The sequence below is a fragment of the Christiangramia qingdaonensis genome (genome assembly GCF_048381525.1).
GTDB lineage: Bacteria > Bacteroidota > Bacteroidia > Flavobacteriales > Flavobacteriaceae > Christiangramia.
This window is the reverse complement of sequence record NZ_JBLWIM010000012.1, coordinates 1046563-1066718: the sequence shown is the minus strand read 5'-3', so window position 1 is coordinate 1066718 and position 20156 is coordinate 1046563. Positions and strand designations below refer to the sequence as shown.

The 20156-nt window shown below is 38.5% G+C and carries 22 protein-coding genes; 17 read left to right on the top strand and 5 right to left on the bottom strand.

Annotated features, from left to right (window positions below):
• Nucleotides 1-6: 6 nt before the first annotated feature.
• A complete protein-coding gene (locus ACNI3T_RS09890; protein WP_418227647.1) occupies nucleotides 7-984 on the bottom strand; it encodes a pyruvate dehydrogenase complex E1 component subunit beta in 978 nt (325 codons plus the stop codon).
• 307 nt (nucleotides 985-1291) lie between these two features.
• Between ACNI3T_RS09890 and ACNI3T_RS09885 the strand changes: the two genes are divergently transcribed.
• The 11 genes from ACNI3T_RS09885 to ACNI3T_RS09835 all read left to right on the top strand — a co-directional run bounded on the left by ACNI3T_RS09885 (nucleotide 1292) and on the right by ACNI3T_RS09835 (nucleotide 11240).
• Nucleotides 1292-2038, top strand: a complete 747-nt coding sequence (locus tag ACNI3T_RS09885; protein WP_141878618.1) for an electron transfer flavoprotein subunit beta/FixA family protein — start codon at nucleotides 1292-1294, stop codon at nucleotides 2036-2038.
• A gap of 46 nt (nucleotides 2039-2084) precedes the next feature.
• Entirely contained in the window at nucleotides 2085-3053 is a 969-nt protein-coding gene (locus ACNI3T_RS09880; protein WP_418227646.1) for an electron transfer flavoprotein subunit alpha/FixB family protein, read from the top strand.
• Between the two features lie 86 nt (nucleotides 3054-3139).
• Nucleotides 3140-3766: a bifunctional nuclease family protein gene (locus ACNI3T_RS09875; RefSeq protein ID WP_141878620.1), complete on the top strand. Its 627-nt coding sequence runs from the start codon at nucleotides 3140-3142 to the stop codon at nucleotides 3764-3766.
• Between the two features lie 6 nt (nucleotides 3767-3772).
• Nucleotides 3773-5476, top strand: coding sequence for a NupC/NupG family nucleoside CNT transporter (locus tag ACNI3T_RS09870; RefSeq protein WP_418227645.1), 1704 nt, complete (start codon nucleotides 3773-3775; stop codon nucleotides 5474-5476).
• An 86-nt stretch (nucleotides 5477-5562) separates the two neighbouring features.
• Nucleotides 5563-6546, top strand: a complete 984-nt coding sequence (locus ACNI3T_RS09865; protein ID WP_418227644.1) for a YihY/virulence factor BrkB family protein — start codon at nucleotides 5563-5565, stop codon at nucleotides 6544-6546.
• Between the two features lie 94 nt (nucleotides 6547-6640).
• Complete coding sequence (locus tag ACNI3T_RS09860; RefSeq protein ID WP_418227643.1) at nucleotides 6641-7465, top strand: thymidylate synthase; 825 nt, start codon at nucleotides 6641-6643, stop codon at nucleotides 7463-7465.
• Nucleotides 7466-7535: 70 nt separating this feature from the next.
• Nucleotides 7536-7946 (top strand): energy transducer TonB, encoded by a 411-nt coding sequence (locus tag ACNI3T_RS09855; RefSeq protein ID WP_418227642.1) that lies wholly within the window; start codon nucleotides 7536-7538, stop codon nucleotides 7944-7946.
• Entirely contained in the window at nucleotides 7947-8717 is a 771-nt protein-coding gene (locus ACNI3T_RS09850; RefSeq protein ID WP_418227641.1) for an energy transducer TonB, read from the top strand.
• A 90-nt stretch (nucleotides 8718-8807) separates the two neighbouring features.
• Nucleotides 8808-9971, top strand: a complete 1164-nt coding sequence (egtB, locus tag ACNI3T_RS09845) for an ergothioneine biosynthesis protein EgtB (RefSeq protein WP_418227884.1) — start codon at nucleotides 8808-8810, stop codon at nucleotides 9969-9971.
• Between the two features lie 6 nt (nucleotides 9972-9977).
• A complete protein-coding gene (locus ACNI3T_RS09840; RefSeq protein WP_418227640.1) occupies nucleotides 9978-10946 on the top strand; it encodes an L-histidine N(alpha)-methyltransferase in 969 nt (322 codons plus the stop codon).
• A gap of 12 nt (nucleotides 10947-10958) precedes the next feature.
• A complete protein-coding gene (locus tag ACNI3T_RS09835; protein WP_418227639.1) occupies nucleotides 10959-11240 on the top strand; it encodes a DUF427 domain-containing protein in 282 nt (93 codons plus the stop codon).
• 3 nt (nucleotides 11241-11243) lie between these two features.
• Here ACNI3T_RS09835 and ACNI3T_RS09830 read toward each other — a convergent pair whose 3' ends face one another.
• Both ACNI3T_RS09830 and ACNI3T_RS09825 read right to left on the bottom strand, forming a co-directional pair.
• Nucleotides 11244-11534 (bottom strand): isoamylase early set domain-containing protein, encoded by a 291-nt coding sequence (locus ACNI3T_RS09830; protein WP_418227638.1) that lies wholly within the window; start codon nucleotides 11532-11534, stop codon nucleotides 11244-11246.
• 178 nt (nucleotides 11535-11712) lie between these two features.
• Entirely contained in the window at nucleotides 11713-12789 is a 1077-nt protein-coding gene (locus ACNI3T_RS09825) for an aminotransferase class V-fold PLP-dependent enzyme (protein WP_418227637.1), read from the bottom strand.
• A gap of 63 nt (nucleotides 12790-12852) precedes the next feature.
• On the opposite strand from ACNI3T_RS09825, the gene ACNI3T_RS09820 reads away from it, so the two are divergent.
• From ACNI3T_RS09820 to fabD, 5 genes are all read left to right on the top strand, one after another.
• Entirely contained in the window at nucleotides 12853-13317 is a 465-nt protein-coding gene (locus ACNI3T_RS09820) for a 2TM domain-containing protein (RefSeq protein ID WP_418227636.1), read from the top strand.
• 2 nt (nucleotides 13318-13319) lie between these two features.
• Entirely contained in the window at nucleotides 13320-13820 is a 501-nt protein-coding gene (locus ACNI3T_RS09815) for a dihydrofolate reductase (protein WP_418227635.1), read from the top strand.
• Nucleotides 13789-14646: a fructosamine kinase family protein gene (locus ACNI3T_RS09810; RefSeq protein WP_418227634.1), complete on the top strand. Its 858-nt coding sequence runs from the start codon at nucleotides 13789-13791 to the stop codon at nucleotides 14644-14646. The genes ACNI3T_RS09815 and ACNI3T_RS09810 overlap by 32 nt, the downstream gene beginning before the upstream one ends.
• Before the next feature lie 96 nt (nucleotides 14647-14742).
• Nucleotides 14743-15243, top strand: coding sequence for a pyridoxamine 5'-phosphate oxidase family protein (locus ACNI3T_RS09805; RefSeq protein WP_418227633.1), 501 nt, complete (start codon nucleotides 14743-14745; stop codon nucleotides 15241-15243).
• 96 nt (nucleotides 15244-15339) lie between these two features.
• Nucleotides 15340-16224, top strand: coding sequence for an ACP S-malonyltransferase (fabD, locus tag ACNI3T_RS09800; RefSeq protein WP_418227632.1), 885 nt, complete (start codon nucleotides 15340-15342; stop codon nucleotides 16222-16224).
• Nucleotides 16225-16353: 129 nt separating this feature from the next.
• On the opposite strand, the gene ACNI3T_RS09795 is transcribed toward fabD, so the two are convergent.
• Both ACNI3T_RS09795 and ACNI3T_RS09790 read right to left on the bottom strand, forming a co-directional pair.
• Nucleotides 16354-17637, bottom strand: a complete 1284-nt coding sequence (locus ACNI3T_RS09795) for a metal-dependent hydrolase family protein (RefSeq protein WP_418227631.1) — start codon at nucleotides 17635-17637, stop codon at nucleotides 16354-16356.
• Between the two features lie 8 nt (nucleotides 17638-17645).
• Nucleotides 17646-18776 carry a DegT/DnrJ/EryC1/StrS family aminotransferase gene (locus ACNI3T_RS09790; protein ID WP_418227630.1) on the bottom strand — a complete coding sequence of 377 codons (1131 nt, stop codon included), beginning with the start codon at nucleotides 18774-18776 and terminating at the stop codon, nucleotides 17646-17648.
• Nucleotides 18777-18873: 97 nt separating this feature from the next.
• Between ACNI3T_RS09790 and ACNI3T_RS09785 the strand changes: the two genes are divergently transcribed.
• Nucleotides 18874-20112, top strand: coding sequence for a 3-deoxy-D-manno-octulosonic acid transferase (locus ACNI3T_RS09785; RefSeq protein ID WP_418227629.1), 1239 nt, complete (start codon nucleotides 18874-18876; stop codon nucleotides 20110-20112).
• Nucleotides 20113-20156: the final 44 nt, after the last annotated feature.

Below are 20156 nucleotides of genomic sequence, written 5' to 3'. Positions count from 1 at the left end.
AAAGGTTTACTTGTACATGACCTTTTTCACAGCTTTAACAACATCCTCACTATTTGGCAACCATTCTTTCAGAAGAACAGGTGAATAAGGTGCAGGAGTATCTGCTGTATTGATCTTTATAATTGGAGCATCCAGGTAATCGAATGCTTTAGATTGTACCTGATAAGAAATTTCCGTAGAAATATTTCCAAAAGGCCATGATTCCTCAAGGATCACTAGACGGTTGGTTTTCTTAACTGATTCAAGGATGATATCTATATCTAAAGGACGAATCGTTCTAAGATCAATGATCTCACATGAAATATCTTCTTCAGCTAAAGTTTCAGCTGCCTTATAAGCTTCTTTGATTATTTTTCCGAAGGAAACAATAGTAACATCAGAACCTTCACGCTTGATATCGGCTTTACCAATTTCAATAACATATTCATCTTCAGGAACTTCACCTTTATCTCCATACATTTGCTCACTCTCCATAAAGATCACCGGATCATCATCACGAATCGCAGCTTTCAATAATCCTTTAGCGTCATACGGGTTAGATGGAACGATGACTTTAAGGCCTGGTGTGTTTGCGTACCAGCTTTCGAAAGCCTGTGAGTGAGTTGCTCCCAATTGACCTGCAGATCCTGTTGGTCCACGAAATACAATTGGAATATTAAATTGCCCGCCACTCATCTGGCGCATTTTTGCAGCGTTATTGATAATTTGATCAATCCCTACAAGTGAGAAGTTAAAGGTCATGAATTCAATGATAGGACGGTTACCGTTCATGGCAGAACCAACTCCTATTCCAGAAAATCCAAGTTCAGCGATTGGTGTATCTATAACTCTATCCGGACCAAATTCGTCAAGCATACCTTTGGAAGCTTTATAGGCACCATTGTATTCAGCAACTTCTTCACCCATTAAATAGATACTGTCGTCGCGACGCATTTCTTCGCTCATCGCCTCAGCAATAGCTTCTCTAAATTGAATTGTCCTCATTATGTAAAATCTTAATTTTAATTCCTGCAGAGCAAAAATAGTAATTCATTAAGGTAAATACCATAATTGTAAGCAAAAATTTAGAGGTTGCAGAGTTCTTCGGAAATGCTTAAATCACGAATAACGAGAATCTCATTATTTTGCATAGTTTTATACATATTGCGCATTAAAACACACACAAAACCAAAAATCAACTAAAATTTGACTGATTCTTTTGGTTAAATTTATTATGCATGCATAGCTTTTTTTGATATAAAATACTTACCTTCGTCTGCGAAAACGTTTTATTAAAAAAAGAACCTTATATATGAAAATCTTAGTTTGTATTAGTCACGTACCTGACACTACATCCAAAATCAATTTCACGGAAGGAGACACGAAGTTTGACACAAATGGTGTTCAATTTGTAATAAACCCGAATGACGAATTTGGTCTTACCAGAGCGATGTGGTTCAAAGAAAAACAAGGCGCGAGTGTAGATGTTGTAAATGTTGGGGGAGCTGAAACCGAGCCTACACTTAGAAAAGCACTTGCAATTGGAGCAGATACAGCAATTCGAGTAAACACTCCTGCAACTGATGGATACCAGGTAGCAAAGGAATTGGCTAAAGTTGTTAAAGACGGCGGTTATGACCTTGTTATTGCAGGTAGAGAGTCTATTGATTATAATGGTGGAATGGTTCCAGGAATGTTAGCCGGAATTCTGGATGCTAATTTCATTAATAACTGTATTAGCCTTGAGATCGATGGTGACAAAGCGAAAGCTCTTCGTGAGATCGATGGCGGTAAAGAAACTTTAACTGCTTCTCTTCCACTAGTTATTGGAGGACAGAAAGGATTGGTTGAAGAATCTGATCTTCGTATCCCGAACATGAGAGGAATTATGCAAGCGCGTAAAAAACCTTTAAATGTTGTTGAGCCTGCGGAAACTTCAGTAAAAACCGAAGTTGTAAAATTTGAGAAGCCAGCACCAAAAGGAGATGTGAAATTAATTGATCCTGACAATCTGGATGAATTGATCAACTTACTTCACAACGAAGCAAAAGCGATCTAATCAAAATTCAGAATAAAATAGATTCAGGAATTAAAAAATTTAGAAAATGTCAGTTTTAGTATATATAGAATCAGAAGAAGGAAAATTTAAGAAAGCCTCTTTCGAGGTTGCATCTTACGCAAAGGAAGTTGCAGACATGCTGGGAACCAGTGTTACTGCGGTAACCTTCAATGTTGATGATGTTTCAGAGCTTGGAAACTACGGGGTTGACAAAGTTTTGAAAGTAAACAACGACAAATTGAATAATTTCAATGCTGAAGCATATTCTGATGCCATTAAACAGGCGGTAACTCAGGAAAGCAGCAAGGTTGTAGTTCTTAGTCAGAGTGCAAACAGTAAATATCTAGCACCACTACTTGCAGTACACCTGGAAGCAGGATATGCATCTAATGTTGTGGCATTGCCAGAGAGCGCAGATCCTTTTACAGTTAAAAGAACTGCTTTCACGAATAAAGCATTTAATTTCACTAAGATCGATACCGATGTGAAAGTGCTTGGTCTATCCAAGAACGCTTTCGGTCTTAAAGAATCTCAGGGAGCTGCGACTGCTGAAGATTTTAGCCCGGAACTTTCAGATGAAGATTTCACTGTAAACGTAGAATCTGTAGATAAGGCAACGAATAAGGTAACGATCGCCGATGCTGAAACTGTGGTTTCAGGAGGTAGAGGACTTAAAGGTCCTGAAAACTGGGGAATGATCGAAGAAATGGCTGAAATTCTTGGAGCTGCAACTGCATGTTCCAAACCAGTTAGTGATATGGGTTGGAGACCTCACAGTGAACACGTGGGACAAACAGGTAAGCCTGTAGCATCCAATTTATACATTGCAATTGGTGTATCTGGTGCAATTCAGCATCTTGCCGGTATTAATGCTGCCAAAACCAAAGTTGTAATTAACAATGATCCTGAAGCGCCTTTCTTCAAAGCTGCAGATTACGGGGTGGTTGGAGACGCTTTTGAGATCGTACCGAAGCTAAATGAAAAATTGAGGGAATTTAAAGAGAAAAACGCATAATTTTTCTAAATTGCGACCCATAAAAGGGCTGTCTAGATCTGGTAATTTTGTCCTTATTTAGACAGCCTTTTTAATTTTTACGAAGCATGAGTTTAGTTCGTCTGAACATTAAAGGAATATCTTACAGTCAAACACAAAATGGAGCTTACGCCCTGATTCTTAACGAGGAGGATGGTGAACGTAAGTTACCAATTGTTATTGGAGCATTTGAAGCACAATCCATTGCGATAGCGTTGGAAAAAGAGATCAAACCTCCCAGACCACTTACCCACGATCTTTTCAAAAACTTTTCAGATCGGTTCTCGATCACGGTTAAACAGGTTATCATTCACAAACTCGTAGACGGCGTATTTTACTCCAGTCTTATTTGTGAACGTGAAGGTGTCGAGGAAGTTGTGGATGCCCGAACCAGTGATGCAATTGCACTTGCACTAAGGTTTGACGCCCCTATTTTCACCTACAAGAACATTCTTGATAAAGCTGGAATTTTCCTGAAAGCAGACGAGAGTCAGCGTGCTAAGGAAATGAAAGATGAAGAGGAAATTATTGAAGAAGAACTTTTACGCGAGGACATTGAAGTGAAAATGGATAGCGATTCAGGTTTCAGCAAGATGTCACTGGAAGAACTTAATGAGCTACTTGCCCAGGCTGTAAATCAGGAAGATTACGAAAAAGCCGCTCGTCTAAGGGACGAGATCTCCAAAAGAAAATAATCTATAATGAATAAACTCTGGTGTTGCCTGTTTCTGGTCTTAATTTCTATTGCATCAGCTTCTTCACAAACCATTTCCAAATCCTGGACTCTGGAAAATTCAGCTGAATTTCAAGAGAATTCAGTTTTTCAGGATGTTGAAGAAGTTCATTTTAATGAAGGTAGCTTCCTTTTTCTGACAAATTCTGAACAGGATACCATTGCTTCCGGAGACTATCTATATCAAAAGAAATTACTGGTCCTGTTCTATAACTCACCAAAGGATACTATTCAAAATCTGAGGGTGACTGGGATTAGCGATCAAAAACTAAGCATCAAAGGTAGAGATAACACCTTCGAACTTTCAGCAAAGCCAAAGCTTGCTGAAGATGTGATCCCTGTGAAAGCTGCGAAGCAAATGATACCCAGCCAGGGAATGTCCACTTCAAGTTTGATTCGAGGCATTCTTGGTATGTTCGTGCTTTTACTCATCGCATTCCTCTTCAGTAGTAACCGAAAAGCGATTAGCTGGAAAACTGTTGGTATAGGACTAGGAGCTCAATTAATATTGGCTATTGGTGTTTTAAAGATCACAGTGGTTCAGAAAGTATTCGAATTCGTAGGACAAGTATTTGTATTGATCCTTGATTTCACCGCGGCAGGAAGTGAATTTTTACTAGGCGGAATGATGGACGTGGATAGTTTTGGATTTATTTTTCTATTCCAGGTATTACCTACCATAATTTTCTTCTCCGCATTAACATCAGTTTTATTCTACCTTGGAGTAATCCAGATCGTTGTAAAAGGAATGGCCTGGGTACTTACCAAATTAATGGGAATCTCTGGACCTGAGAGCCTTAGTGTTGCCGGGAACATATTTTTAGGACAGACCGAAGCACCTCTAATGATAAAAGCTTATCTGGAACGTATGACCAGGTCTGAAATTCTACTGGTTATGATTGGCGGGATGGCTACTGTAGCCGGAGGTGTACTCGCTGCATATATTGGATTTCTTGGTGGTGATGATCCGGAATTAAGACTTCAATTTGCTAAACACCTGCTTGCCGCTTCAGTAATGGCTGCACCTGGTGCTATCGTAATTTCAAAAATTTTATATCCACAACAGGAGGCTGTAAATACAGATGTAGAAGTTTCTTCAGACAAGATTGGAAGTAATATTCTAGATGCCATAGCAAATGGTACTACTGAAGGTTTAAAACTGGCGGCGAATGTTGCAGCGATGCTACTAGTCTTCATCGCATTTATCGCCATGATCAATTATATCCTTGGATATTTAGGTGCGCTTACTACTTTAAACAGTGTCATGGCAGAATATACTCCATATTCTAAATTCTCTCTGGAATCGATTTTAGGAATCATCTTTTCTCCTTTGATGTGGGTCATAGGTGTGGCAAAAGAAGATATGATGCTAATGGGACAGTTGCTTGGAATTAAACTGGCAGCAAGTGAATTCGTAGGATATGTTCAACTGGCAGACCTTAAAAACCCTGCAAACGCATTAAGCCTGAATTACGAAAAGTCGGTCATTATGGCTACTTATATGCTCTGCGGTTTTGCTAATTTCGCTTCCATAGGGATTCAAATTGGCGGAATTGGATCATTAGCTCCAGGACAACGTAAAGTTCTTTCTGAATTTGGAATGAAAGCATTAATTGGTGGAACTCTTGCCTCCCTTTTATCCGCTACGATCGCCGGAATGATCATTGGTTAACAGCCTAATTTTTAGAAAACTTTGTAATCTCATATTCTTCAGCAGCCTGAAAATGTGCTAATTTGCCGTGCTCAGTAAAACAGAATATGGAAAAAGTAGCTTCAAAAAGAGGAAATAGAGGACAGAATGCGGAATGGCCGCATCAGATACCATTTAAAGGCTGGGTAGATATTGGAAAGCGTGTCTATAAGGAAATGGCGGTAGACCATGTTCAGATTGTTTCTGCCGGAGTTGCCTTTTATTTTTTCCTATCTATTTTTCCAACAATTGTAGTAGCTATTTCTATTTACAGCCTGGTATTAGATCCCGCGCAAATACAAGAGCAATTATCCAGACTTACTTTGATACTACCGGAACAGGCATATGGTATGATCGCCGATATTCTCAATCCGGTCATAGAACAGGATCGTAAAGAAATTGGCTGGGGATTAGTCATTAGTATCCTAGTGAGTATCTGGAGTGCGAACAAGGGAACCAGTGCATTATTTCAGGGTGTTAATATCGCTTATGATGAAGTTGACACTCGTGGAATTATCAAAAAGAACCTTCTTACTTTGCTATTTACCTTGGCAGGTGTAGTAGTAGGTTTAATAAGTTTGCTTATCGTAATTTTCTTTCCGCTACTTATCAAAAATATTGGCCTTACACCAGGTCTTGAACATATGCTTACCTGGTTGCGCTGGGTTTTCCTGGGAGTTATTCTTATTGTGATGTTAAGTATGGTCTATAAACTGGCTCCAAACCGAACCAATCCTAAAATGCGCTGGGTGAGCTGGGGAGCTATTCTGGGTACTATCTTCTGGCTTGGTGGTTCCATTGCATTCTCGTGGTATGTTGGGAATTTTGGTAGTTATGATGATCTCTACGGAAGCTTCGCCGCAGTAGCTATTCTAATGTTATGGTTATTTCTTACCGCTTTTATTGTTCTTATGGGTGCTGAAATTAATTCTGAAATGGAACACCAGACTAAAATTGATTCTACGATTGGGGCCGAAAGACCCATGGGAAAACGAAATGCTTACCATGCAGATAGATGTGCGGTAGTTGAAGATGGTGATGAAGAATGCTAAATTATTATAGATTGGACTGGAATTCAGTCTAAAGTTTAGCCGATTTTCTTATTTTTATTGCTCGACTTTTCGCTCAATAATCAAGCTTTTCTTCATGAAACAATACCACGATCTTCTTAAACATGTACTTGAAACGGGTGCTCAAAAAGGTGACAGAACCGGCACTGGAACAAAAAGTGTTTTCGGTTACCAGATGCGCTTCGATCTCAGCAAAGGCTTCCCTATGGTTACTACCAAAAAGCTTCATTTAAAATCGATTATTTACGAATTATTGTGGTTTCTAAAAGGAGATACGAATATTGAATACCTTAAAGATAATGGCGTAAGAATATGGAACGAATGGGCAGATGAAAACGGTGATCTTGGCCCTGTATATGGACATCAATGGAGAAACTGGAATAGCGAAGAGATCGACCAGATCAAGGAGATCGTAGAGACATTAAAAACAAATCCTAATAGTCGAAGAATGCTGGTTTCTGCCTGGAATCCTTCAGTATTACCAGATACTTCTGTTTCATTTTCAGATAATGTAGCGAATGGTAAGGCTGCCTTACCTCCATGTCATGCATTTTTCCAGTTTTATGTGGCAGACGGCAAATTATCTTGCCAGTTATACCAGAGAAGTGCAGATATTTTTCTAGGAGTTCCTTTTAATATTGCATCTTACGCCCTACTCACCATGATGATGGCACAGGTATGTGGATATGAAGCGGGTGATTTTATTCATACTTTTGGTGATGCTCATATCTATAGCAACCATATGGAGCAGGTGGAACTTCAGTTGAGCAGAGAACCCAGAGAACTTCCTCAAATGAAACTAAATCCTGAAATAAAAAACATCTTTGATTTTACTTTTGAAGATTTCAGTTTAGAAAACTATGATCCATATCCGGCAATCAAAGGTAAAGTAGCAGTTTGAAAAGCAAACTTTTGCCAAGTCCATCGTGGCGGGATAATTGCAACAACCAGATTAAACCAAAAATATTAGTATGAAAAATATATTTCTAGTAGCATTATTATTCATAGGATTTGGAGCCGTCGCTCAAGACGATGTATCGGTAGAAGGAAACAAGGTTTCTATGAAAGAGACTGCACCGGTCTGGCCGGGTTGTGAAGCAAGTGAAGATACAAAAGCCTGTTTCAATTCCATGTTAATGAAACATATAAAGGAAAATTATAAGTATCCAAAAAATGAAAACGGTGAATACATTAGAGGAAAAGCCACAGTTTCATTAGTTGTAAACGAAGAAGGAAAAGTGGTGGTTAAAGAAGTCACTGGTAAACACCCAAAAATCAATAAGGAAGCAAAAAGAATGATCGAAGCGATACCAACGATGACACCAGGACAGCTAGCTGGAAAGCCTAGAGCGATTAGCTACAAAATCCCCTTAACTTTCTAAATGAAACTCATAAGTTTTCTAAGTTTACTCTTTCTATTCACAAATTCTATTCAATCTCAAAATCCTGACATAGTTCCATGGGATGAAGTGGATAAAATTCCAGTTTTTGTGGGTTGCTCAGAATCTGCAAATATTAGTATGTGTTCTGAGAAAGCATTTATTGATTTTGTGATCAATCAATTTAATCAAGAATTGATTTCAGAATCTGAGTCTGCTTATACCTTAAACTTTAGGATCATCATTGGTACAGATGGCAAACTGCGATGGTCATCTGTAAAAGGTAATAATGACGAGATAGAATTGGAAGGACGTAGAATCTTATCCAGTTTACCCACCTATAGTCCGGGATTAGTAAAGGATCAGCCGGTAAATGTTATGGTTTCGTATAGGATTGAATTAGAGAAACAAAATGATATCTCAAATATTAAATCTGTAGATATCCCGCCTATACCTCGTGATTGTGAGAATAATGAAGATAAAAGAATTTGTTTAGCTGAAAACATTTCGCGTTATGTCAATAGATCTTTCAATACTGATATTCTGAGATCAAAGAAAAAAGGCAACTCAATATTCAGAACTACAGTGCATTTTGTCATTAACGATCAAGGTAAAATTGTTGATGTGACAGCAGATGGAGAAAATGAAGTATTCAACCAGGAAGCTATTCGAGTAGTAAGTACTATTCCTTCCATGCAACCGGCAATACTCAATGACAAACCTGTAGCGGTGACTTATAGCCTGCCAGTTGCAGTTGGAATTTCAAGTAATTAACACTTTAACTCGACCTTAACGAGCTACTTGCAAGCTCATTTTGAAAAATTTGTAAATTTGAGTGATACCAAAAAGTATCGCTCATTTTTTATGTTGTCACAATCCGAATTACTACATCTTTTCAAAGAGACCCGAATAGATTCAGAAAATATTTGCTCCTTCCTGGAAACTGAAGATTACGTGGTACAACCAATCGTAGATGTTTCACCTCCTAAGTGGCATTTAGGACATACCACCTGGTTCTTTGAAGAATTTGTTTTAAAAAAATATGCTAAAAACCATTCGCTATTCGATGAGAACACAGCATTTGTTTTTAATAGCTATTACGAAAGTGTTGGTGAAAAAGTAGTACGAACAGACAGGGGAAATCTTTCAAGACCGACTGTTGCCTGGATCTATAAATTCAGAGAATATATCACGACCGAAACTGTCAGATTACTAGAAAATTATAAGCTTTCGGAAGAAGCTCTGAGTGTTCTGGAAATAGGCTGTCATCATGAAAAACAACATCAGGAACTATTGTATGCAGATATCAAGTATATTTTAGGTAATAATCCTTTAATGCCAGAATACAATCAGCAGTTTCGAGAAAACCCTGTTCAGGATTTTGAGCGAGAATGGCTTGATATTCCTGAAGGTATTTATGAAATTGGCCATACTTCAGAAGATTTCTGCTACGACAACGAATTAGGTACACATAAAACCTATCTACACGACTTCAGTATATCTAACAAACTAGTAACTAATTCAGAATACTTAGAATTTATTGATGCTGGTGGATATGAGGATGTTCTGTTATGGCATGCTGAAGCCTGGGATTGGGTGAATGCTAATCAAATTAAAACACCATTTTACTGGCATAAGATCGAAAACAAGTGGCATCAGTACACTTTAGGTGGATTAAAGCCTCTGAATCTGGATGCTCCGGTTACCCATATTAGTTACTATGAAGCTTTTGCATATGCACAATGGAAAGGTATGAGATTACCAACTGAGCAAGAGTGGGAAATTGCTCAAAAGGATTTTGACTGGGGAAGCAGATGGGAATGGACAGAAAGCGCTTATTCTCCATATCCAAATTATCAAAAAGCAGACGGCGCTCTTGGAGAGTATAATGGAAAGTTTATGGTAAACCAAAAGGTTCTTCGTGGAGCTTCAGTCGCTACTTCCAGTAAGCATAGCCGTTATACTTATAGAAATTTTTTCCATCCACAATTAAGATGGCAGTTTACGGGTTTCAGACTCGTTAAATAATAAAATATGAAAAATCAATCTGCAACCATGTTCGAATCTGTCTTTGCTGAAGACACACATAAAGGACTTACCAGCTATCCAAAATATTTGCATTCCAAGTATATCTACGATAAAAAAGGAGACAAATTATTTCAGGAAATCATGGCAATGCCTGAATATTACCTTACCAGCTGTGAGTTTGATATCTTAAAACAGAACAAGACTGATATCGCTAAGATATTTAGCAGTGAGAACGATTTTGATCTTATTGAACTTGGCGCAGGAGACGGTAAAAAGACCAAACTTCTTCTAAAGGAACTGGTAGACAAAGAATATAAGTTCAATTATTTACCTGTTGATATTAGTCAGAATGTGCTGGATGAACTTGAAGATGCTTTAAAAAAAGAGATTCCGCAAGTTTCTGTAAAAACTCAACAAGGGACCTATTTTGAAACACTGGAGAAACTTGCAGAGTATAATTCCCGAAAAAAAGTCATACTTGTTCTGGGTAGTAATATTGGGAATCTATCGCATACCGAAGCAGTAGATTTTCTTCGGAATATTGCTGTAGCGATGAGCGATGACGATATGTTGTTCATGGGTTTTGATCAAAAGAAGGACCCACAAACTATTATGAATGCTTACGATGATCCCGCTGGGATTACGGAAAGATTTAATAAAAATTTACTGGTAAGAATTAACCACGAACTGGACGGTGAATTTGAAGTAGAAAAATTCAAGCATTGGGAAACCTACGATCCGGAAACTGGTACCGCCCGCAGTTTCTTAGTGAGCAAGGAAGAGCAAATGGTTAAGATCAATAAACTCGAACTGGAAGTCAAATTCGATGCCTGGGAGAGCATACATACGGAGATTTCTCAGAAATATGATGATGCAATCGTAAGCTGGTTAGCAGATGAAGCTGGTTTGGTAGTAGAACGTAATTTTGCAGATTCAGAGAACTGCTTTAAAAATTATATCTTTAGAAGGAAATAAATTTACTGAACTATGAAAGCTATTTGGAAAGGCACCGTAATTGCAGAAAGTTCTGAAACGAAGATCGTTGAGAATAATTATTATTTTCCTCCTGAAGATATTAAGGACAAGTTCTTTAAACCAAGTGAATTTACCACCCGATGCCCATGGAAAGGCAAAGCTTCCTACTATGACATAGAAGTAGATGGTGAAAAAAATGAAGATGCAGCATGGTTCTACCCGGAGGCAAGTCACGCGGCCAAACCCATCGAAAATTACGTAGCCTTCTGGAAGGGTGTTCAGGTAACTGAATAGGGTCTATACACTTACCACACTATTATCATCTCCCGCGAAATCGTTCCATTTGTAGGCATCTGCAGCTGGATCGTTTTGCCACTGTCCGTCTACAAGATATCTGAATTCGTATGCTTTATCTACTGGTAAATTAAGCTGAGTCTTGAAATTACCATTTTTATACTTCCTCAATTTTGCTGGTTTCCAGTCGTTGAACTCACCCACCAATTCTACCTGCTCTGCTTCTTTCGCAGGAAGGTTAAAAGTGATCTTACATTCCGGTTTGGACTTCAAGTATTGCTTGCTAATTGGCATAATTTTAATTTGTTGATTGACTCTTCAAATTAAATCAAAATATACTTGTAATGCAATACATATCAGGGATCTACGTCATTTTTACTGAATTACTAATTTTAATTAATTAAAGAGATAATTCTGTATTTCGAAAACGGTTTAGGATACAAAAATATTGATTATCACTAGGATTTTAAGATTAAATCCCGAGTACAGCAAACAGTTTATTTAGCTCTTTTTCAGAATTGAAGTAGTGTAAACTAATTCGAATTCCGTTTCCTCTCATAGAAGTAATAATATCTTCTGATTTCAATTTATTAAATAGTTGTTCATCACCCTTAATACTAAATAGAGATGAATAGTTCTCTCTCTCTGCAACCCATTCTTCTAACAAACCAGCCGATGTGAAACGTTCCCGGGCTATATGTTTCAGTTTGGAAATCTGATCTTCAATAGGATCCCAGCCAATCTTCTGAATAATTTCAATCGCAGTTTTTAAGCTTCCGAAGTTGAGCGTATCATAATGTCCCGGTTCAAATTTGCCAAGAAAATTACCCTCATGTTCTTTGTACTTCCCCTGCAGCGAACCGAAACCAAGATGTTTAGGATTCAGTCTTCCTTCTACTCGATCGCTAAATAACATAAAGCCATTACCGTAACCAGCATTCATCCATTTGTAGCAACTTGCGATCGCGATATCCAATCCGCTATTTTCAAAATCAAATGCCTCGGTTCCAAAGTATTGAGTACCGTCACCAATAAGTAGAAGATCCGGGAATTGCACTTTTATCTCTTTAATAAATTCTGAACCCAAGCGCACTCCATTTATGTACTGAACAATACTAAACGCGAATACGTCTGGTTTTTCCTTTTTGATGGCCTCGAGAATATTATTTTCCAGATCTTTATCCAGGTTTGCATAACAGACTTGAAAATCTCTGGATTCCACCGGCCAGTTAATCGAAGGATAATCATCTTTAAGTAGTAGAATTTTGGAACCCGAATCGATTCCTCCCAGGATACTATTAAATCCATAAGAGAAATTTGGGATCAAAGCTACCCGATTTGGAGCACAATGATATAAAGCACCGATACTTTCACGTACTCCTGTAAGCATCTCTCCCATTTTCTCTTTTAAAACACTTGCTTTTAAGAAAAAATCCATGTCATGATCCTGCCTGAATTCCCATACTTTTTCGGGAAGTAAGCCGCAAGCAGCCGTGTTGAAGTATGTATATTGCTGAAGTACAGGAAAGCCTTTTCTTAAATTATCCATAAGCTATTGGAAGTTCTTTTGATAAAAATGTAAATTTGAAACTACACTAAGGTACTTTTTATTATGTTTTCCAAAAAGAAAAACGAATCCAAAATAGATTATGAACAACGAGAGCTCTATGAGAATGCCAGGCAGAGAGCAAGACAGAAAAAAAGACTATTCCGGCATTTCGTAATATTCTTAATTGGTGCCGCTTTTCTTATTGTATTGAATGTGGTCGTGGGTTACCAGGAAGATTTCAAACCCCTGGGATATAACTGGTTTGTCTGGGCCGTTCTACTATGGACGCTTTTATTCCTGATCCATTTCTTTAACGTCTTTATCATTAATGGCTTTATGGGTAAGGAGTGGGAAGCAAAACAGATAGACAGACTGGTCAAAAAGCAACAAGCCAAAATTGCTCAACTTCAAAGCAAAGTAGAAAAAGACCATCCGCTACCTGATCGCTCCACACACGCCAAAAATACAGATACAGATTTCCAGAACAGAATTACACCTGGGAATCCAGACAGACCAATAAACAGTTAAATATGATCACAATGATTGCTGCGGCAGCAGAAAACAATGCACTAGGTAAGGATGACGATCTTGTATGGCATCTTCCAGACGATTTCAAAAGATTTAAAAGACTTACCTCCGGGCATCATATTATCATGGGTCGTAAAACTTTTGAATCATTCCCGAAATTACTTCCAGACAGGACGCACGTGATCATTACCCGAAAGAAAGATTACTCTCCGGAAAATACTATTGTAGTACATTCTATGGAAGAGGCACTAAAAGTTTCAAAACTGGATGATGAGGCTTTTATAATTGGAGGCGGTGAAATTTACAAAATGGGAATGGAACATGCTGATAGAATTGAACTAACCCGCGTTCATGGTGAGTTTGATGCCGACACCCATTTTCCGGAAATTGATAAAAGTGAATGGGAAATAGTCAAAGATCAGTTTCATGATAAAGATGAAAAACACAACTATTCATTTACCTACCTAACCTATGAAAGGAAGCAGGAAAAATCTCATTTATAGGATTGGTGAAAAACATAGCCTCAATATCCAGAGTTTTAAGCCACTTACCGGTGGAGATATCAATGAGGTCTACAAATTAGAATGCAAGGATCAAAACCTGGTTCTTAAACTTAATTCTGCTTCGAAATTTCCCGGGATGTTCGAGGCAGAGAAAAAGGGATTGGAATTACTTGCTACTGCCGGAGTTATTCAAATCCCCAAAGTCTTTGAAACTGCTATCCTTGATGATTATTCGTACCTGCTATTAGAATATGTTCCAACAGGCACCAAAGGTCCTGATTTCTGGCAAGTTTTTGGAAGACAACTGGCGAAATTGCATTCTCAGCGAAATGATCATTTTGGTCTGGATCATGATAACTACCTGGGCAGTCTTCCGCAGCAAAACTCCTATCGAGATAATGCTATAAGTTTTTATACCGAAATGCGTCTTGAACCTCAACTGAAATTGGCAAAGGAGCTTGGTTACGATCTACCGGATACTTCCAGTCTATATAAAAATTGTGAATCCATTATTCCGAAGGAAAAAGCATCGTTGATCCATGGCGATCTCTGGGGTGGCAATTACCTGGTTGACACGAATGGTAGCCCCTGCATTATTGACCCTGCGATAGCCTATGCACCCAGAGAGATGGATATTGCGATGACCAGACTTTTTGGTGGTTTTGGCGATCAAATGATTTCAACTTATCAAGATTACTATCCCATGGAAAAGGACTGGGAGCAAAGAATTGAGCTCTGGCAATTGTATTATCTACTTATGCATTTAAATGTTTTTGGTATAAGTTACAAGTCACAGGTTACCGAGATTATCCACAAATACTCCTGATTTTACATTTCTTAACAGGACAATCCTCTTTTTTAGCAGTTCCTTAGCTCAGCTTCATTAGTATCTAAAGTATCTTCAACTCAAATTAAAATTACTATGAGTACTAAGAATTTATATGACGATAAGGCAAGAGAAAAAATTAAGGAACTGGCAGAAAATGTAGATTTCTGCATGCTGGTCACTAACATGGATGAGAAGCCATTAAGCGCAGTACCAATGTCTACTAAGGAAGTAGATGATCATGGAGCTGTATGGTTTTTGAGCAAGAATGATAGCGATCACAATCGTGATATTGAAAAAGATAAAGATGTGCAGTTGTTATACAGCGGAACTTCAGACATGGAGTTTCTAAGTGTATACGGTGAAGCATTTATCGAAACCAATAGAGATGTGATCAAGGAGTTATATTCAAAAGCAGATAATGCTTGGTTTGATGGCGATGATGATCCAAGTATCACTGCGATCAAAGTAAACCCAAAAGAAGCATATTACTGGGATAATAAAGATAGCAAAATGGTCACTCTTTTCAAGTTAGGAATGGCCGCTGTTACTGGTGATGATCAGGATATTGGAGAAAAAGGAAAACTAAATGTCTAGGTAGAAAGCATACGATTTTTAGATAAGACCTCATAGCGAAACTTCGTTATGAGGTCTTTCTATTTATCCCTATTTTTGTTACTCTAAACAATCTTTATGAAAGCATACGTATTTCCAGGTCAGGGAGCACAGTTCTCCGGAATGGGTCTTGATCTGTACGAAAAATCGCCAGAAGCACAGGCTTTATTTGAAAAAGCAAATGATATCCTTGGTTTCTCTATTACAGATATCATGTTTGAAGGCTCTGCGGAAGATTTAAAGCAAACAAAAGTTACGCAACCTGCCGTGTTTTTACATTCGGTAATATTAAGTAAAATCTTAGGTAAGAATTTTGAGCCAGATATGGTAGCAGGACATTCATTGGGCGAATTTTCAGCCCTGGTTGCTAATAAAACTCTGAGTTTTGAAGATGGTCTTGAGCTGGTTGCCAAAAGAGCAAAAGCCATGCAAAAGGCGTGCGAATTAGAACCATCGACTATGGCTGCTGTCCTGGGGATGGAAGATGAAATGGTGGAGTCTATTTGTGCTGAAACCCAAGGCGTAGTAGTTGCTGCAAATTATAATTGTCCCGGTCAATTAGTAATTTCCGGAGCATACCCTGCCGTTGAAAAAGCATGTGAGAACTTAAAAGAAAGAGGCGCTAAACGCGCATTAATACTTCCGGTGGGTGGAGCGTTTCATTCCCCACTTATGGAACCTGCGCGCAAGGATCTTGCCGAGGCCATCGAGAACACGGAGTTCTCTAAGCCTATTTGCCCTATCTACCAGAATGTAAGCACATTTGCAGTGAACGATCCTTCAGAGATTAAGAAAAACCTCGTCTTTCAATTAACTGCTCCAGTTAAATGGACGCAATCTGTTCAGAATATGATCAATGATGGAGCTAGCGATTTTGTTGAAGTTGGTCCTGGAAAAGTTCTACAGGGATTAGTAAAGAAGATCAATAGAAGTATGACAACATCTTCTGCAGTAATAGAGTAAAATAATGTAGTAATTACAATAAAAGCCTGATCTTTAGCGACCGGGCTTTTTTTTTGTTCTCTAACTAAGCTAGCTAAGATTTAAAAAACGAGTAGTATCCAAATTAAACTATTGGCTCTACTAATCTGTTTATTTATTCTTATACACCTTTCCTTCTTTCATCACAAATACCACTTCATTTAGAGTGGAAACATTCTGAGTAGGATCCTCGTTCACCGCAATAATATCAGCATAGAAACCGCTGGCGATTTGTCCGCTTTCATTTTTCATGTTTAATACTATAGCGGGTGTGATGGTTGCAGAGATGATCGCTTCCATAACCGGCATTCCGGCTTCGGTCATATATTCAAATTCGCGAGCATTTTCTCCATGTTTAAAAACACCTGCATCTGTACCGAACAAAATTGGTACTCCCCTCTTGTAAGCTTTAGCAAAAGTATTCTGAATCTTAGGTCCTATTTCCTGAGCTTTAGGAACTACAAGATCCGGATAGTATCCATCGATCTCTGCATTCTCAGTTACTTCTTTACCTGCAGTGATGGTGGGCACCAGATATGCATTCATTTCCTTCATAAGATCCATGGTTTCTTCACTCATCAAAGTACCATGCTCGATCGTTTTAACTCCTGCTCTTACCGCCCGCTGCATTCCCTCATCGCCATGTGCGTGGGCCGCAACATGAAAACCGTAATCTTTAGCAGTCTTCACTATTTCTTCGATCTCTTCAGTAAAGAACTGCGGATTCGAACTGCTTTTCGCAACACTAAGAACTCCTCCGGTAGCAGTAATCTTAATAAGATCGGCGCCGTTCTTGTAACGTTGCCTAACCGCCTTTCTTGCATCCTCCAGACTATTCACTACGCCATCCTTCGGTCCAGGATTTCCCATTAATTCAGCATTAACTCCGTTCGTAGGATCGGCATGACCTCCAGTCGTTGCGAGACTTTTGCCGGCTGTGAAAATTCTTGGACCAGCTATTTTTCCCTTATTTATGGCATTCCGAAGAGAGATGTTAATACCAGAACCTCCAAGATCCCGAACTGTAGTAAAACCAGCCATCAGTGTTTTCTCAGCAAAACCTACAGAGTTGAAGGCGTTATCAGCCGGATTATTAGTAAAGCTTTCTAAATACTCACCAGGATTGGATTCGCCCTCCATATGTACATGCATATCGGTAAGGCCGGGAAGAACCGTTTTACTTTTAAGATCGATAACCTCAATGCTATCACTGGAAGGTTTCTTAAAACCTTTCTCTACGGAAGAAATTTTATTACCTTCAATAATGATGGTTTGCTCTTCCAGTACTCTTGAGTTTTTTGTGTCGATTAATTTTCCAGCGTGAATATAGGTCTGCTGGGCCATTGAGTTCATACTGAACAAAACAGCAAATGCTATTAATAGAATGTTTTTCATGAAATTGATTATTTGAGAAAATCGATGATTGTTCCTGAAAGATAATCAATTTGCTCATCATCAAGCTCGGTGTGCATAGGTAGGGAGATCACTTCCTGCACAAGCCTGTTGGTTACAGGAAAATCAGCTTCATTATAACGCTCATCGGCATAAGCTTTTTGCTTATGTAATGGAATTGGATAGTAAATTCCGAATGGCAGGCCTTTCTCCTGAAGATGTTTTGCCAGCGCATCCCTCTTGCCATTAAGAATCCTTAATGTATACTGGTGAAAAACATGGGTATCGCAGTCACCTTCTCGGTAAGGCGTTACAATCTGCTCATGACCTCTAAATGCCTCGGTATATTTAAAAGCAGCTGCCTTCCTCGCCTCGTTGTAGATATCCAGCTTTGGTAATTTGGCTTTTAGTACTGCTGCCTGTAAACTATCTAATCTCGAGTTCACCCCAACTACATCGTGATGGTAGCGTTCATACATACCATGATTAACGATACCTCTAATCGTATGTGCCAATTCATCATTATTCGTAAAAATAGCGCCACCGTCTCCATAACACCCCAAATTTTTACTTGGAAAAAATGAAGTAGCTCCCACATCACCTATAGCACCTGCTTTAAACGTCCTGGCTTCCCGGGTATGATAATTGGCACCGATAGCCTGAGCGTTGTCTTCAATCACATAAAGATCATGTTCTTTAGCAATTTCCATCACCGCATCCATATTTGCAACCTGGCCAAATAGATGCACAGGTACGATAGCACGCGTTTTTGGGGTGATCGCCTTACGAATCTTTTCAGGATCTATGTTATAAGTTTCAGGATCTACGTCAACTAACACTGGAGTTAGTTGAAGTAAGGCAATAACCTCCACAGTAGCGGCAAATGTGAAGTCGGCAGTTATAACCTCATCGCCTGGTTTTAGCCCCAGTCCCATCATAGCTATTTGTAAAGCATCGGTACCGTTCGCACATGGTATAACATGCTTTACACCTAAATATTCTTCAAGATCCTTCTGAAATGCATGCACATGAGGGCCATTAATAAAAGATGTTTCTTCCATGATTTCCTGGAAAGAAGCATTTACTTCGTTTTTTATACCTTCGAACTGACCTTTAAGATCAACCATTTGAATCTTTTTCATCTGCATTTTTTTTCAGGTTCACGAAAATACAAAATATAGCATCTACTGGCAATCACTTTAATCACAAACGGCTATTTTTGAAATTAGATTTACATTCATGCAATCTCTCTATAACTCACTTATAAATTTCAGCCAGCCGGTAATTTCGATTGCCGGAAAATTCAGTCCAAAACTGAAGGAATTTTCAGAAGGAAGAAAAGACCTGTTTCAACGTCTTGAAAAACTGCTCCAGCCAGGATCACATTACATATGGATACACGCAGCTTCTCTTGGAGAGTTTGAAATGGCAGTACCGGTCCTTAAAATGCTGAAAGATGAATATCCTTCAGAAAAGATAATCGTGAGCTTCTTCTCTCCTTCGGGTTTTAACAATAAGAAAAAGCATGAGTTGGTGGATATCTTCACCTACCTCCCACTGGATACTAAGTATAATGCAGAAAAGTTTCTTGAACTTATAAATCCGAAAATGGCATTCTTCATCAAATATGATTTCTGGCCAAATTTTTTAATGGGTCTTAAAGATCGTAATATTCCCACATACCTGGTTTCTGGTGTGTTTCGTCAAAATCAAAGTTTTTTTAAATTCTACGGAAAATGGATGATCAATTCTTTGCAGGCTTTCGATCACTTCTTTGTTCAAAATGAGGAATCTGCAGAATTATTGAGCAAAATAGGTTTTGAGAATACAACTGTTGCAGGAGACACAAGGTTCGACAGGGTTGCAGCTCAGATCACTCAAGACAACCGTATAGAATTTATTGAAGATTTTAAGGCTAACCAGCTTTTGACAGTATTTGGTAGTAGCTGGCCAGAAGATGAAAACCTCTATATTGACTATATAAATAAACATCCTGAACAAAAGTTTCTGATTGCACCGCATGAGATTAAAGCTGAAAAAATTCAAACTTTAAGCGATAAAATAAAACAACCGGTGCTGCAGTTTTCAGAAATGAAGAAGGCTAATATTGAAGATTTCAATGTTTTTATTCTGGATACGATTGGCTACCTTGGAAGAGTCTACAGTTATGCAGACATTGCCTATGTCGGCGGTGGTGCAGGTTCGACCGGCTTACATAATATTCTGGAACCGGCTACCTTCGGAATTCCAATAATCATTGGATCGAATTACGATAAATTTCCGGAAGCGGCACGATTAAGACAATTAGCAGGATTGTTTTCTGTTAAAAATTCCGAAGAATTTGAAGAGATTATGGACAAATTCATAAGCAATCCTGACTTTAGAAGAAAGAGCGGAATGATCGCAGGGCACTTTATTAACAGTAATACAGGGGCTACCAGAATTTTAGAATCCCATTTAAGAGTAGCAGAAAACTGAGGATTAACAAACATTGCTAAAAAAAAGTAAAAATAATTCGCACA

Coding starts and splice junctions, on each gene's coding strand:
- ACNI3T_RS09840 (WP_418227640.1), top strand. CDS start 9,978: ATGAAAAATCAATCTGCAACCATGTTCGAATCTGTCTTTGCTGAAGAC.
- ACNI3T_RS09860 (WP_418227643.1), top strand. CDS start 6,641: ATGAAACAATACCACGATCTTCTTAAACATGTACTTGAAACGGGTGCT.
- ACNI3T_RS09875 (WP_141878620.1), top strand. CDS start 3,140: ATGAGTTTAGTTCGTCTGAACATTAAAGGAATATCTTACAGTCAAACA.
- ACNI3T_RS09825 (WP_418227637.1), bottom strand. CDS start 12,789: ATGGATAATTTAAGAAAAGGCTTTCCTGTACTTCAGCAATATACATAC.
- ACNI3T_RS09810 (WP_418227634.1), top strand. CDS start 13,789: ATGAAAGGAAGCAGGAAAAATCTCATTTATAGGATTGGTGAAAAACAT.
- ACNI3T_RS09880 (WP_418227646.1), top strand. CDS start 2,085: ATGTCAGTTTTAGTATATATAGAATCAGAAGAAGGAAAATTTAAGAAA.
- fabD (WP_418227632.1), top strand. CDS start 15,340: ATGAAAGCATACGTATTTCCAGGTCAGGGAGCACAGTTCTCCGGAATG.
- ACNI3T_RS09830 (WP_418227638.1), bottom strand. CDS start 11,534: ATGCCAATTAGCAAGCAATACTTGAAGTCCAAACCGGAATGTAAGATC.
- ACNI3T_RS09805 (WP_418227633.1), top strand. CDS start 14,743: ATGAGTACTAAGAATTTATATGACGATAAGGCAAGAGAAAAAATTAAG.
- ACNI3T_RS09790 (WP_418227630.1), bottom strand. CDS start 18,776: ATGAAAAAGATTCAAATGGTTGATCTTAAAGGTCAGTTCGAAGGTATA.
- ACNI3T_RS09855 (WP_418227642.1), top strand. CDS start 7,536: ATGAAAAATATATTTCTAGTAGCATTATTATTCATAGGATTTGGAGCC.
- ACNI3T_RS09890 (WP_418227647.1), bottom strand. CDS start 984: ATGAGGACAATTCAATTTAGAGAAGCTATTGCTGAGGCGATGAGCGAA.
- ACNI3T_RS09795 (WP_418227631.1), bottom strand. CDS start 17,637: ATGAAAAACATTCTATTAATAGCATTTGCTGTTTTGTTCAGTATGAAC.
- ACNI3T_RS09835 (WP_418227639.1), top strand. CDS start 10,959: ATGAAAGCTATTTGGAAAGGCACCGTAATTGCAGAAAGTTCTGAAACG.
- ACNI3T_RS09865 (WP_418227644.1), top strand. CDS start 5,563: ATGGAAAAAGTAGCTTCAAAAAGAGGAAATAGAGGACAGAATGCGGAA.
- ACNI3T_RS09885 (WP_141878618.1), top strand. CDS start 1,292: ATGAAAATCTTAGTTTGTATTAGTCACGTACCTGACACTACATCCAAA.
- ACNI3T_RS09820 (WP_418227636.1), top strand. CDS start 12,853: ATGTTTTCCAAAAAGAAAAACGAATCCAAAATAGATTATGAACAACGA.
- ACNI3T_RS09815 (WP_418227635.1), top strand. CDS start 13,320: ATGATCACAATGATTGCTGCGGCAGCAGAAAACAATGCACTAGGTAAG.
- ACNI3T_RS09850 (WP_418227641.1), top strand. CDS start 7,947: ATGAAACTCATAAGTTTTCTAAGTTTACTCTTTCTATTCACAAATTCT.
- egtB (WP_418227884.1), top strand. CDS start 8,808: ATGTTGTCACAATCCGAATTACTACATCTTTTCAAAGAGACCCGAATA.
- ACNI3T_RS09870 (WP_418227645.1), top strand. CDS start 3,773: ATGAATAAACTCTGGTGTTGCCTGTTTCTGGTCTTAATTTCTATTGCA.
- ACNI3T_RS09785 (WP_418227629.1), top strand. CDS start 18,874: ATGCAATCTCTCTATAACTCACTTATAAATTTCAGCCAGCCGGTAATT.